The 12901-nt window shown below is 50.2% G+C and carries 12 protein-coding genes; 7 read left to right on the top strand and 5 right to left on the bottom strand.

Features of this window, described 5'->3' with window-relative positions:
* The first annotated feature begins 28 nt into the window (after positions 1-28).
* The 4 genes from ACXAH1_RS02450 to ACXAH1_RS02435 are packed head-to-tail and all read left to right on the top strand — an operon-like array spanning position 29 to position 3635.
* Complete coding sequence (locus ACXAH1_RS02450; RefSeq protein WP_475193478.1) at positions 29-1522, top strand: transglycosylase SLT domain-containing protein; 1494 nt, start codon at positions 29-31, stop codon at positions 1520-1522.
* Positions 1523-1563: 41 nt separating this feature from the next.
* Positions 1564-2058, top strand: a complete 495-nt coding sequence (locus ACXAH1_RS02445) for an FKBP-type peptidyl-prolyl cis-trans isomerase (RefSeq protein ID WP_253048164.1) — start codon at positions 1564-1566, stop codon at positions 2056-2058.
* Between the two features lie 9 nt (positions 2059-2067).
* Positions 2068-2796 carry an SDR family NAD(P)-dependent oxidoreductase gene (locus tag ACXAH1_RS02440; protein ID WP_475193476.1) on the top strand — a complete coding sequence of 243 codons (729 nt, stop codon included), beginning with the start codon at positions 2068-2070 and terminating at the stop codon, positions 2794-2796.
* Positions 2793-3635, top strand: coding sequence for an amidohydrolase family protein (locus ACXAH1_RS02435; protein ID WP_475193473.1), 843 nt, complete (start codon positions 2793-2795; stop codon positions 3633-3635). The genes ACXAH1_RS02440 and ACXAH1_RS02435 overlap by 4 nt, the downstream gene beginning before the upstream one ends.
* Here ACXAH1_RS02435 and ACXAH1_RS02430 read toward each other — a convergent pair.
* From ACXAH1_RS02430 to ACXAH1_RS02410, 5 genes are all read right to left on the bottom strand, one after another.
* Positions 3622-4347, bottom strand: a complete 726-nt coding sequence (locus ACXAH1_RS02430; RefSeq protein WP_138549912.1) for a YggN family protein — start codon at positions 4345-4347, stop codon at positions 3622-3624. The genes ACXAH1_RS02435 and ACXAH1_RS02430 overlap by 14 nt on opposite strands.
* 176 nt (positions 4348-4523) lie before the next feature.
* Positions 4524-5057: an Lcl C-terminal domain-containing protein gene (locus ACXAH1_RS02425; RefSeq protein ID WP_475193471.1), complete on the bottom strand. Its 534-nt coding sequence runs from the start codon at positions 5055-5057 to the stop codon at positions 4524-4526.
* The gene (locus tag ACXAH1_RS02420; RefSeq protein ID WP_475193469.1) at positions 5057-6742 is read right to left on the bottom strand and encodes an Lcl C-terminal domain-containing protein; all 1686 of its coding nucleotides are present in this window, start codon (positions 6740-6742) and stop codon (positions 5057-5059) included. The genes ACXAH1_RS02425 and ACXAH1_RS02420 overlap by 1 nt, the downstream gene beginning before the upstream one ends.
* A 141-nt stretch (positions 6743-6883) precedes the next feature.
* A complete protein-coding gene (locus tag ACXAH1_RS02415; protein WP_054014369.1) occupies positions 6884-7216 on the bottom strand; it encodes a hypothetical protein in 333 nt (110 codons plus the stop codon).
* A gap of 12 nt (positions 7217-7228) precedes the next feature.
* On the bottom strand, positions 7229-7945 hold the full coding sequence (locus tag ACXAH1_RS02410; RefSeq protein ID WP_253048157.1) for a DUF2982 domain-containing protein: 717 nt from the start codon (positions 7943-7945) through the stop codon (positions 7229-7231).
* Positions 7946-8190: 245 nt separating this feature from the next.
* On the opposite strand from ACXAH1_RS02410, the gene ACXAH1_RS02405 reads away from it, so the two are divergent.
* The 3 genes from ACXAH1_RS02405 to msrA are packed head-to-tail and all read left to right on the top strand — an operon-like array spanning position 8191 to position 12884.
* Positions 8191-9240, top strand: coding sequence for an efflux RND transporter periplasmic adaptor subunit (locus tag ACXAH1_RS02405; RefSeq protein ID WP_475193467.1), 1050 nt, complete (start codon positions 8191-8193; stop codon positions 9238-9240).
* Between the two features lie 3 nt (positions 9241-9243).
* Complete coding sequence (locus tag ACXAH1_RS02400) at positions 9244-12354, top strand: efflux RND transporter permease subunit (RefSeq protein ID WP_253048153.1); 3111 nt, start codon at positions 9244-9246, stop codon at positions 12352-12354.
* Between the two features lie 2 nt (positions 12355-12356).
* Positions 12357-12884, top strand: coding sequence for a peptide-methionine (S)-S-oxide reductase MsrA (msrA, locus tag ACXAH1_RS02395; RefSeq protein ID WP_475193466.1), 528 nt, complete (start codon positions 12357-12359; stop codon positions 12882-12884).
* Positions 12885-12901 lie beyond the last annotated feature (17 nt).

The raw sequence follows: 12901 nt of genomic DNA, 5'->3' as shown, positions 1-12901 counted from the left end.
CTTATGAGAGATTCAGGCCGTTTTTTCTATGTCTTGGTGGCGCGTACTTAGTTCGTTACGCTGCGGTGTCATCGTCTTGTGCTCAGTGATGCTGACAGCATGTCTCAGCTCCCCGGAACGTCATGCTACCCCCGCGGATATCAACCTGGCGTTGAACCTTCCCAGCGAGGAGTTGCCAGCACCCGAAGCTGAGCAATCGGGCACCACTGCACCTTTGCCGGTGATCACTGAACAGCCGCAGCAATATCAGGAGCTCTGGCAATATATCGCCGCAAACCTCAGCTTTGATATTGCCCCCAATGCACGCCTGCAGAAGCGGGTGAAATGGTATCTGTCACAACCCAATTACTTGTTGAGCGTGAACGAACGGGCTGCCCCTTACCTCTATCACATAGTGAAAAAAGTGGAACAACGCAAACTGCCGATGGAATTGGCACTGCTGCCTTTCGTGGAAAGTGATTTCCGACCCACGGCACGCTCTTCTCAGGGTGCCGTCGGAGTGTGGCAGCTGGTTGATGCAACCGCCTACCATTTTGGTCTGCAAAGCAATGACTGGTATGACGGCCGTCAGGATGTACTGGCCGCAACCGATGCGGCACTTGATTATTTACACTATCTGCGACAGAGGTTTAATGGTAACTGGTTACATGCACTGGCAGCCTATAATTCCGGTGAAGGACGAGTCAAAGCTGCAATAAGATACAACCAAAAGCACAAGCGTAGTAGTCATTTCTGGCATCTGAAACTCCCCAGAGAAACCGCCGACTATGTACCGAAATTGCTGGCTTTGAGTTACCTGCTGCAACACCCAGAGACAGGTATGCAACGCCCCAGCTTGCCAAATGAAGCACAAACGACCGTGTTAGATGTGGGGCAAGCGTTTAACTTTGGCATTTTGGCTGCACTGCTCGACATTGATAAGCAGCGATTACATCAGCTCAACCCTGGGTATTTACGTCATCAGAGTCCGGCTGACGGGCCATTTAAAGTGCTGTTACCTATGGATCAACAGCAGCTGTTCGCCACCGACTTCTACCGCCGTCAGTTCAGCACGCACTATCAGGTAAAACTCAATGACACCCTGTACGGTATTGCCAGACGACATAACACCAGCGTTGCGCAGTTGAAACAGCTCAACAATAAAACCCGGGATCTTATTCGGGTTGGTGAAACACTGCTGATCCACCGCGCTCATGCCAAAGATGACCTCACAGTGGATTATGAGATCAGCCCCTATTTACAGCAACAACAGCCAGCTAAAGTCGCAACCTATGAAAAGCACCATGTGATCCAGGATGGTGATTCTCTTTGGGCCCTCAGCCGCCAATATCAGGTACCGATGAAAGATTTACTCGACTGGAATCAACTCACAACACAAAGCCTGCTATCTCCGGGCGATACGCTGCTCCTTCACTTGCCAGTAGAAGCCCCTGCAACACCTCAGCCTAACGTAGGTACAGGGAGCGGCAAAGATTACCTCGATGAACTAAAAACACTGGTCAAGCCGAAAAGCGATCCGTAGAATGCCTGACACTACAACACTACGAAAATGAAGAGATTACTATGCAGATCGCAAAAAATACTGTGGTTGAGTTCCACTACACCCTGAGCGAAGCCGGTGAGCAGCTGGAAACCAGCACCAATCAGGACGCACTGGTATACCTGCACGGCGCCGAAGGCATGTTGCCAGGCCTGGAAGCTGGATTAGAGGGCAAAGCGGCAGGCGATAAACTGACCCTGACTCTGGAACCAAAGGATGCCTACGGTGAGTATCAGGAAGGCCTGACTCAGCGCATCCCAATTAAACACTTGCAGGGTCTGGGCAACGCTAAAGTCTGGAAACCAGGTATGACAGCTATTGTTGAATCTAACCAAGGCCGCCACCAGGTACAGATCATTAAAGTGGGCCGTTTCAACGCAGATTGCGATCTTAACCATCCTTTTGCAGGCAAAACACTGACCTTTGACATCGAGATCTTGTCTGTGCGCGAAGCCACAGCGGATGAAGTGGCGCATGGCCACGTGCACGCTGAAGGTGGCTGCGGCCACAACCATTAAGGAAAACACATGCAAAAAGTTGCCATTGTAACCGGTGGCAGCGTCGGCATTGGTAAAGCCATTGCCGAACGTCTGCTAATTCAGGGCTATCAGGTGTTCAATTTGGACATTCAAGCTGCATCACATGGAGAATATCGCCACTGTGACGTCAGTGATGTAAGCGCAGTGCACGATACCATCGCAGACATCATTGCCACAACAGGACGTGTTGATGCACTGGTGTCTAACGCAGGTAAACACCTCAGCGCCACCATAGAGGACACCGATGAACACACCCTGGATCAGCTTTTTGCCCTCAATGTCAAAGGAGCCTACAGCGCCATTCAGGCTGTGCTGCCAACCATGAAAGCGCAAAATGATGGCAGTATTGTCCTGATCTCCTCTGATCAGGCTTTAGTAGGCAAGCCTAACTCGTTTGCTTATAACCTGACCAAGGCTGCACTGGCCTCCATGGCCAAGACCACAGCATTGGATTATGCAGGCTATAATATTCGCGCAAATGCGGTGTGCCCGGGTACCATAGAGACACCCTTGTTTCATCAGGCTATCGATCGATACTGTGAAAAAAGCGGTGCCGATAAGCAGGCCATTGTCGCTGAAGAAGCGGCGCTCCAGCCACTGGGCCGATTAGGCCAGGCAGATGAAGTGGCAGCCCTGGTGGCATTTTTACTGAGTCCCGATGCCAGCTTTATTACCGGCAGTTTGCAAACCATAGACGGCGGATATACAGCACGATGAACAAAATTATTGACCCGCACCTTCACTTTTTCTCACTCCGGCAGGGTCAATATCACTGGCTGAAACATAACCCGCCTGGCTGGCCTAATCTCGACCTGATCAGGCAGGACCACCTGCCCGATGCGCTCTTCAGTCTGAGCGACTTTTCTCTTGAAGGGTGCGTCCATATTGAGGCGGGGTTTGACAACGAGCAACCACGACGCGAGCTGGACTGGCTGGCACAGCTCCTTCCAGCCACACGTTATAAAGCCGTTAGTTATGCACAAATCGACGCCCCAGCGGCACAGTTTCGTCGTCAGTTGGAAGCACTAAAACACCCCAGTCTGGTAGCTATACGCGACATCACTGAGGGCCAGGATGCAGCACGCCTGCTCCCCCCCCAGGTTGCCGATAATCTTGCCTTGCTGAGTGAAAATGGACTGCACTTTGAGGCCCAGTTTGAGCTCACTCAGCATAATGTGGTGACACACCTGTGTAACATTGCACGCCAGCAACCAAATTTACGTATTATGCTCAATCATAGCGGGCTGGTGGGTCAAGCAGACAGCTGGCTGGAAAATACGGCCTTGCTGGCAGCACTCCCTCATTGCGCTATCAAATTTTCAGGGCATGAATTGCTGGCAAGCCCTTTGCCTTTACAGGACCAACTCACCAGCTTACTGGACTTATTTGGCACGGAGCGAGTCATGTTTGCCTCTAACCACCCGGTGTGCCTTATCAGACATGATTACCAGGGTGTCTGGCAACAGTATTTAGCCCTGTGCCGGCACGACAATGCACTCTGGCATCAGCTCAGCTACGCTAATGCCAAAAATTGGTATGGGTTTAACGGATCTTAACGAGATCGTATTCGGCCAGACTCGGGACTATGCTTTGCAGCCGGGTCTCTGTTTTGTCTAAGGCGTTAAGACATTCACAGTATTCATCTGCCTTTTCTTCCAATTGATAGGCCTTCTTCTTAAGCGACTTGTCGATTTCGCTGGATATAATTTCCATGCGCTGGCCCATGTCGCTGAAACGATCTTCAATATTACCTTCTCTGGCTTTAAACGCGTCCCCGACAGACACCAGTATCGCCCCCAAAGATCCATGTACAGCGGAATGGATCCGCTCGCTGATCTCCTTGGTAAAAAAGTCATCAATCTTAGAGAGAGACTGCGGCGCGATAAAATAGAAGTCTTCACCACGCTTAAACTTATCCATCAAAGCGCGCTCAACATATTGCAGCTGGGTTTTCAGCACTTCCGGATCGTTGTCAGACATGCCCTCTACGACCTGTTCTATGGCGCTCAAACCAAGATTGACACCGTCTGTCGCCAGATTCACCAGTTCTGGGACAGTGTCGCGGATCCCAAGTGCATATTCATTCAACAGCAGAGTGTCCTGATCACTAAGCTGGATCCATTTTCCTTTGATCAGCAGCTGATTATCATTGTTGATCTGCACCCGGGTCTGGTTTTTATCGACGATGCGAATGACCGAATCTGTGATGATCAAGCCATGGCCCAGTTCGACATCACATTTACCTGCCGCCTGAGAAAGCGCCGGCATTAGCCATAAAGCGGATATAAATAAGAATTGTAAAATGCGTACACAGAACACGTGCTACCTCCACCTTAAGATAATGTGAGCGTAGCAAATTTAGTGAGGCCAACCCACCTGTTTGCGGCGGGACTGGCCAATTTTTGCGCCTAATGGCACCAAATGTGCCTCAATGAACGTCTGCGCTACTCGCAGAATGCGTAGCGAACCAGCCTGACATAAGCGGTGGAGTTCTTACTAAACACATTGCTCACTTTACCATCGCCAAAAGAGAACAGCCAGGCATTGCTTGGCGTACCTTCCACTGTGGTACTGGACCAGTAGTTTTTCTCCAGGGTTGCGAGAAAAACTTCCTCGTTAATAGCGGGCTTGACGCAGCGATGCTCTACAATGCTGGCCAACTCCTTCACATTGGGCAGGTGCCAGTCGCTGTAACCGGCAAATTCCTGCGCGTTGGCAGTTTGTAGTGCCTGTTGCCAGCTCAGCTCTTGTGCAACATTATCGCAGCTGCCACTGTCACTATTGTAAATCTGACCGAATGAACAGCGCTGCCACATCAGGTTAGTTTGCTTATCACAGACGGTACCATCGTCTTTTATTTCAAACTGTGCCTTTGGCGTGGTGTCAGGTACCAAAGCTGCTGACGCACAAATTTGTGAAGCAAACGCATTGTAGCTTAAGCTGGCAGACGCGATTGCGGTTAAGATCAATGCTCTCATTAGTCTTCCTCCCCGTAGCGACGCACCAGTCTGACATAAGCGGTTTGCGACTTATTGCGTGTCACGTCGTTGCCGGTTTTCATGTCAATAACCAAAGCCCGAACCAGGTTTGCATCTTTTCCGTCAGTCCCGTCCACACTCGTCTGAGTGGTCCAATAGTACTGGTGCCCCAGCAATGCCTGATCCGGCACATTGGGGAAGTAAGTGGGGTCAAGCAAATAGTCGCCACTGCTGTTGTGATCGAGCAAATTTGCCAGCTCCATATAAGTCGGCAGACGCCAGTTATTACCGCCACAGAAACTGGCTTCATTCACCGCGTCGATCAGGGCTTGTACACCGCAATAATCATCCTGCGGGCAAGTCGAGTTGGGTGCGCCTGGTGTGACATTCGCTTTGCCCGCCAGGAACCAGGTGTAGTGGTTTTGTGCGTTACGCACACTGGTGTTGGGCAAGCTCCCTGCAGTCGCTTCTTTGACCTCCCAGATCAACCCCGTGACATTGTCCAATACACAAGCAAAGTTATCTTCACTATTTGGTAGCGGTTCAAATTCCTCACTAAACTTCGTAAAGTCAAAAGCCTGGTTGCCCTGACCACTTTTAGGGATAAACTGCACCACGGCATCCCGTCCAAGCTCAGCGTCCTGCCCCGGAAAATCACTATTACCACAGCTGATCTGTGCTGTGTTGTTGTAGCATAAAGTGGTGCCGGTATCATTTAGGTTGCCAAGCGGCTTAGGCAGGATCTCTATGTTTACGGTGTCTGTACCGGTACGCTGCGCGCTGTCGGTCAGCGTCACTTTAAAGTCTATCGAAGTGGCCTGATTACCGCTTTTGAGCGGCGCCATAAAGGAGGTTTTACACGCTCGCTCATCTGCCAGCGTGACGGCACTGCCATTACTTACCTGCTCCCACATACAGGAAAACTGACCATCAACCGTGACACTGCTACTGGCATCCAGAGTTACCGTGTCAAGCTCCTGAACTTGTTGATCGCTCCCCGCATTGGCCAGTACCAGTTGATCATTAGCCAACAGTGAGAGTCGCGTCTTGGTTGTGCCAGTTCCCCCTTCATCATCAGTCACTGTGAGCTGCCACTCGACCGCACTCGGAGAGGCCAGCAAAGGGTGCACAAAACTCAAAGTAGCCTGATCGGTGCGCTCAGTTGTAATGGTGCTTGGCCCGCTCAGCATCTTCCACTGATAAGCCACTATGCTACCATTTTCATCCCGGTCGCTGGAGTCCACACCCGACAGGGTGATGGTATCGGCGTATTTGGAGGTCCCGCTCTCTGGCGCGGTTTGCGTTATTTTGGCCTGCGGAAACAAATTGACCGACACGACATTGACTATCAAAGTATCACGGGCCGAAGTCCCATCGGGAGCCGTGTAACTGACTTCCAGTTCAACCGGGCTGTTTCCCTTTACATCCGGCGCGGTCACTGTCAGCTCCTCACCTTCTTGCGGAAAGCCCTCCATGTCGGGGCCTGAAATTACTTGCCAGCTAAACACGCCACCGGAAGGAGAACCCAGCGCTTTGAGTGTAAATTCGATTTTTTCATTGACGGTGATGTCTGAACCAGCGTTCACACTGACGCTGATTTTCGGACTTTCATCACCACCGGAGCCGCCACCGCATGCGCTTAACACACTCGCAAACCCCAGAGTCAATACTGACTTCTTCAGCATGGTAACTCCCTAAAACGTGACTTATTCATTGTGCAGCATGTCAGTGCTGCCAACGGACGATTGTACCTAAACCAGGGGATGGTGCACTGCAGGCAAGGTCATCCCCTGCTCTGCATGCAAGTGTGGTGTACGTTGAAAAGCTTAGAGGTAACTATCCTGGTGGATCCGAACAAATAACTTAGTGCCTATTTTGCTGTAATCTACCTTGTACTCACGCCCGTCAAGCGCCTGAATAAACAACAGTCTCTTTACTTCACCAAACACATCCACGCTGGCCACGTGAACTACCTCTAAGTAACGCTCTTTGGCTTCGCGACGGTTTCTTGGCAGTTCCTCTTTGAACGGCACTAAACCGGTCGGAGTCACCTTAATCTTTGGGTGATTTTCTCCATTCACGACAACTAAATCGAGCTTTTTCTCTTTATGGATAATGGTGTTGCGACCACTTTTAATAAAAGCTTTCTCAAAGCTCATGTATTTATCCTGTTACTTCATTGCTGAGGTAGCCAACTCACTATGCAAGTTTTTGACCACCTCTTCGGGTGATAACTTCCAACGATTCATGACAGTGGCAAATTGCCAGATATCCCTGTCGAGTACGTTAGCAGGCAACATCAAGTCGTAGCCTGTCAGCGTTTTAAAGTTCTGCATCCGATTTGCGAACATCGCCATTAATCCAGAATATGCTTGTCCACTTGGAGAGGTGTAATTCGCCTCTTCGATCAGCCATTCTGATGGGCAATTGCCATTACTGCAATGTATTTTAACAGCTTGTAAAAAAATATTCCGCTGTTCTATCAGTAATTTTCCAGCCAACCTGGGTGTCAGGTCGGATAAAAATACATCGATATCCTTTAGTTTAATACCTACAACATTTAACTCAAGCGTTTCAACTCCTTGAGTGACACTTGGCACGCCACTTGAGTGAAAATTATGATGCTCGAGCAAAAATTCACCAAACTTATGATAATAGACAAGCCGCTGCGGACTCATTTCGATACTATAATAAGGCTGCTGACTTTTTAAAAAGCCAAGCATAATCGCAACTATCGCGGCGCTTGCCAGTGCAATTTCAAGCAAACTGATTGGCGTTGCCCGTAAGGTGACGAAGACCATGATAATAACCAGCGCTATTGCACCAACCAGCATAAACTCGATGCTGTGGCGATTGGCCAGCGCACGTAATCTGACGGGTTCAACCATAACTATAAAACCACAAATAAAAACCGTACATAATGATCCCCCAGCACACCATTTTACGTATTTTCATACACCTTGGGCATGGTTTCTTTTTTTTCATAATGCCTTAATTTTTGGGTACAAAGTTCAACATACCGTGGGCCAAATTGCTCGCTTTTCGTTTAACGCACAAATATACAGGACGTTCGACAATATGCTCTATTTGGAATTTTTGTACACTAAAGCCCCGCAGTCAACGAGAATCAATTATGCGCGCCAGTCAATCGGGTAAAGCCCTCTTTCCTTTTATAATTTTAGTGCTTATTGCACTTTGCGGCTATCTCTATTTACCTGCCAGCAATGGCAAAAGCAAATCATTTTCCGGCGCCCCGACTCAGGTTGCCGCGGTGACGGTCGATCAGCAAAGCCGAGACATTACCATTAACGCGATTGGCTCAGCCCGTGCGAATCATGCGCTGAATATCACCAGTGCACAAAGCGATTATATCAGTGCGTTATACTTCGATGATGGGGACAGGGTAAAACAAGGTGATAAACTCGCCCAACTACAAGATTTGAAAGAGCAGTTAGCAGTGCAAGAGTTAGAGGTCAATCTTAAAGAAGAACGCCGTCAGCTCAAACGCTTAACTGAATTGTCAAAAACTCAGTCCGCTGCTCGTTCACAGTTGGACAGCCAACATGCCGTTGTCGATGCGCTGGAAATTCAATTACAAACGGCTCGAACAAAGCTGGCAGAAATGGCCATCTATGCGCCCTTTGACGGTATGCTGGGTCAGCGCTTAGTATCGGTGGGCAGCTTCGTCAATAACAACAGTGTACTGACCACACTGGACGATATCAGTATCATCAAAGTTGACTTCCAGGTACCTGAAAAATACCTTGCTCAGCTTAAACTTAACATGCGCGCAGCTGTATCCAGCGATGCCTACCCAGAGAGCACATTTGAGGGCATCATTACACATATTGACCCACGCATTGATGATGCAACCCGCAGCATTCGCGTGACTGCCAGCTTCGACAATCCAAAAGATTTACTCAGACCCGGTATGTTGTTGCATGTCTCGCTCTTTTTGGGCGAATTAAACGCCCTGATGGTGCCGGAAAAAAGCCTGATCCCGAGGCAGGATAAACACTTTGTCTTCACCATTAACGACGGCAAGGCAAAACAACAACAGGTTAATGTCCTGTCTCGCTTCCAGGGCTGGGTTGCTGTTGATGGATTGTCTGCTGGTCAGCAGATCATCACTGAAGGCACCACCAAGATTCGTAATGGCAGCACCGTTGTGGTTAAGGGGTAAAACGTGCGGATCACAGATACAGCCGTAAAACGGCCGGTTTTTGCCATCGTCATTAACTTGTTGCTGCTGACCTTTGGTTTAGTTGCTTTCACTATGTTGCCACTGCGCGAGTACCCAGACATCGAAACACCAATTGTCAGTGTTAGTACCGATTATACCGGTGCGTCTGCTGAGGTCGTAGAAACCAAGATCACTCAGGTGCTGGAAAACCGTATCTCGGGTATTGAAGGGATCAAAAGCATCACCTCTTCCAGTCGTAACGGTCGTTCAAACATCACCATTGAGTTCAACATTGACCGGAATATTGATGCCGCCGCCAATGATGTAAGGGAGCGTGTATCCCGTGCGTTGGACCGTTTGCCCGAGCAGGTTCGTCCACCTGAGGTTTCCAAGTCTAACAGTGATGAAAGCCCCATAGCCTGGTTCGTGCTGAACAGCGAAACTATGGATACGCTGCAACTATCCGACTATGCCCAGCGCTTTATCGTCGACAGATTGGCGGTGGTGGATGGTGTGTCAAACGTACGCATCGGTGGCGAACGTAAATATGCCATGAAGATCTGGTTGGATCGTCGCGCAATGGCAGCCCGAGATATCACCGCCAGCGACATTGAACGTGTACTACGCAACGAGAACGTCGAGCTGCCAGCTGGTGAAATTGAATCGCTGGACCGCGACTTTGCCGTACGTATCGCCCGCAGCTACAAAACCCAGGAAGACTTTAATAACCTGGTGATCAAACGCGGTGCTCAGGGTTATCTGGTGCGGCTTGGCGAAGTGGCTGATGTTCGCCTGGAAGCAGCAGATGTTGAAAGTACTTTCCGCGGTAACGGTAAGAACATGATAGGCCTGGGGATTGTTAAGCAAGCCAAAGCCAATACACTGGATGTCGTCGACAATGCCCGCAAAGAACTAGAAAAAATCAAACGTAACCTGCCAGAGGGCACTACCATTCAGGACAGTTACGATTCCTCCGTGTTTATTCGCGAATCCATTATTGAAGTGTATCGCACACTGGCCATCGCCATGGGACTGGTGGTCTTAGTAATATTCCTGTTTTTAGGTAACATACGCGCCACCCTGATACCCGCAATCACGGTACCCATCGCGTTAATTGCCACTTTTACCTTCTTGTTTGCTATGGGTTACTCCATTAATCTCCTGACACTACTGGCGCTGGTGCTCGCCATCGGCCTGGTGGTAGATGACGCCATTGTGATGCTGGAAAACATCCACCGTCGTATCGAACTGGGTGAACCCAGATTGCTGGCAGCCTATCGCGGAGCACGAGAAGTGGGATTTGCCATCATCGCCACCACCTTAGTGCTGGTTGCCGTTTTCGTCCCTCTGGTGTTTATGGAAGGGCGCATCGGTGCCCTATTTACCGAGTTTGCTTTGGCAGTCAGTGCGGCCGTGATCTTCTCCAGCATTACGGCACTTACCCTGTCGCCCGCTTTGTGCTCTAAAGTACTCAAAGCCAGTAATAAAGAAAGCAAGTTTTCTCAGTGGATGGACAACCAATTTGGTCGCCTGGAGTCTGCCTACCGTAATGTGATCAGCGATAATATCACTCGACGTTACAGCTTGATGCTGACACTCGCACTGGCTGGCTTTGCAAGCTACGCCTTGTTCCAGCAGATCCCGTCAGAACTGACCCCAAAAGAAGACCGGGGAACTTTTTTCATTATGATGAATGGCCCTGAAGGCGCCAGCTATGAAAATAATGCCGCTAATATGGCCGAGATTGAACAGCGCCTGCTGCCGTATGTCGAAAATGAAGAACTGAGCCGTGTTCTAGTGCGTGTGCCTGGCTGGGGAGGCCGAGGTGGTGTGGCTATTGTCGGTATGCCTGACTGGGACGAACGTAAACGCTCAACCTGGGAAGTGATGGGTGAGATCAGTGGCCAGATGCGTGAAGTCACCGATGTGCGTGCCTTTGCCATTATGCGCCGGGGCATAGGTGGAGGGGGTCAGTCCCGCCCTATCGAGTTCGTTCTGCAGGGGAATGACTATGACGAACTGGTAGACTGGCGTGATCGTATTCTCAACCGTGCCCGCACCAATCAGGGGCTGGTCAGACTCGACCACGACTATAAAGAAACTTTCCCACAGTTTTTGATCAGCATAGACAAACTCAAGGCCGCCGATCTCGGTGTCTCGGTCAGCGACATTGGCCGCACCTTAGAAACCATGCTGGGCCAGCGTCGTGTTACCACCTTTATTGACCGCGGTGAAGAGTATGATGTGATCCTCAAAGGCACCAAAGCAGACTTTAGTGCACCACACGACATCGCCGACATTTATGTCACTTCTCGCAGCGATCAACTGGTGCCGCTGGACAGCCTGATCACCATTCGCGAAGAGGCCACGGCTTCACGGTTAAATCGCTATAATCGAATGCGAGCCATTACAATTACTGCAAACCTGGCGCCAGGTTATACACTGGAGCAGGCACTGGATTTCCTGAACCAGGTTGCAGCGGAAGAAAATGACATTGACGGGGCCGTCGACTACAAAGGCGAATCTCAGCTGTTTTATGAAGGCGCGTCGGCCATGACCTACGTCTTTATTTTGGCTCTGACTGTGACGTTTTTGGTGCTGGCCGCCCAGTTTGAGAGTTTCGTGCACCCGCTGGTGATTATGCTGACCGTACCGCTTGGGCTGGTTGGCGCCATGTTTGGCCTGTATGCCACCGACAGCTCACTGAATATTTACAGCCAGATCGGGATAGTGATGCTGATTGGCCTCAGTGCCAAAAATGGTATTCTGATCGTTGAATTTGCTAACCAGCTCAGAGACAAGGGCGTGGCCTTTGAGCAGGCGATTATTGATGCGGCGGTACAGCGACTCAGGCCCATTATCATGACCTCACTGACCACGGTAATGAGTGCCATTCCACTGGTACTGGCCTCGGGCCCGGGCTCAGAGAGTCGCATGGTGATCGGGGTCGTGGTATTTGCCGGGGTGAGTGTCGCGACCATTTTAACGCTGTTTGTGATCCCCTGTGCCTACAGTATGCTCGCAAGACGCACGCAGTCGCCACAGGCAACCAGCGATAAGCTGCTTGAGCAGCACGATGCCCACCCGCAAACACAACAGGAACGGGAGATTTAAGAATGAATCAGCAAATTGCCACCTTTGGTGGCGGCTGTTTTTGGTGTATTGATGCCGCCTTTCGCAGTGTCCGAGGCGTCACGCAAGTGGCCTCTGGTTATGCCGGCGGTCATACCGACAACCCGACTTATGAGCAGATCTGTACCGGTCAAAGCGGCCATGCTGAAGTCGTTCAGCTTACCTTTGATCCCCAGCAGGTGGACTTTTCTGTGCTGCTGGAAATGTTCTTTGCGTTGCATGATCCCACCCAGCTAAATCGTCAGGGCAATGACATTGGCACGCAATACCGCAGCGTCGTGTTTTATCACTCAGAACAACAACGGGCGTTAACTCAGCAATACATTGATACGTTAGCGCCCACACTGAGTGCGCCTGTTGTCACCGAAGTATCGGCTCATACGCACTTTTACCCTGCGGAGCAGTATCATCAGGACTATTATACCAATAACCCCAACCAGGGTTATTGTAGCGTGATGATCGCACCCAAGTTAGCCGCATTCGCTCAGAAGTTTGCCGACTACCTCGCGTAAGCTAAGCACTTAGGATC

This window comes from Pseudoalteromonas sp. AWH4_217 (assembly GCF_056161105.1).
This window is presented reverse-complemented; position numbering and strand designations above follow the sequence as displayed.

What these genes read in the sequence shown, in the direction of transcription:
- ACXAH1_RS02450 (WP_475193478.1), top strand. Translation starts at nt 29, where the DNA reads ATGTCTTGGTGGCGCGTACTTAGTTCGTTACGCTGCGGTGTCATCGTC.
- ACXAH1_RS02445 (WP_253048164.1), top strand. Translation starts at nt 1,564, where the DNA reads ATGCAGATCGCAAAAAATACTGTGGTTGAGTTCCACTACACCCTGAGC.
- ACXAH1_RS02440 (WP_475193476.1), top strand. Translation starts at nt 2,068, where the DNA reads ATGCAAAAAGTTGCCATTGTAACCGGTGGCAGCGTCGGCATTGGTAAA.
- ACXAH1_RS02435 (WP_475193473.1), top strand. Translation starts at nt 2,793, where the DNA reads ATGAACAAAATTATTGACCCGCACCTTCACTTTTTCTCACTCCGGCAG.
- ACXAH1_RS02430 (WP_138549912.1), bottom strand. Translation starts at nt 4,347, where the DNA reads ATGCCGGCGCTTTCTCAGGCGGCAGGTAAATGTGATGTCGAACTGGGC.
- ACXAH1_RS02425 (WP_475193471.1), bottom strand. Translation starts at nt 5,057, where the DNA reads ATGAGAGCATTGATCTTAACCGCAATCGCGTCTGCCAGCTTAAGCTAC.
- ACXAH1_RS02420 (WP_475193469.1), bottom strand. Translation starts at nt 6,742, where the DNA reads ATGCTGAAGAAGTCAGTATTGACTCTGGGGTTTGCGAGTGTGTTAAGC.
- ACXAH1_RS02415 (WP_054014369.1), bottom strand. Translation starts at nt 7,216, where the DNA reads ATGAGCTTTGAGAAAGCTTTTATTAAAAGTGGTCGCAACACCATTATC.
- ACXAH1_RS02410 (WP_253048157.1), bottom strand. Translation starts at nt 7,945, where the DNA reads ATGGTTGAACCCGTCAGATTACGTGCGCTGGCCAATCGCCACAGCATC.
- ACXAH1_RS02405 (WP_475193467.1), top strand. Translation starts at nt 8,191, where the DNA reads ATGCGCGCCAGTCAATCGGGTAAAGCCCTCTTTCCTTTTATAATTTTA.
- msrA (WP_475193466.1), top strand. Translation starts at nt 12,357, where the DNA reads ATGAATCAGCAAATTGCCACCTTTGGTGGCGGCTGTTTTTGGTGTATT.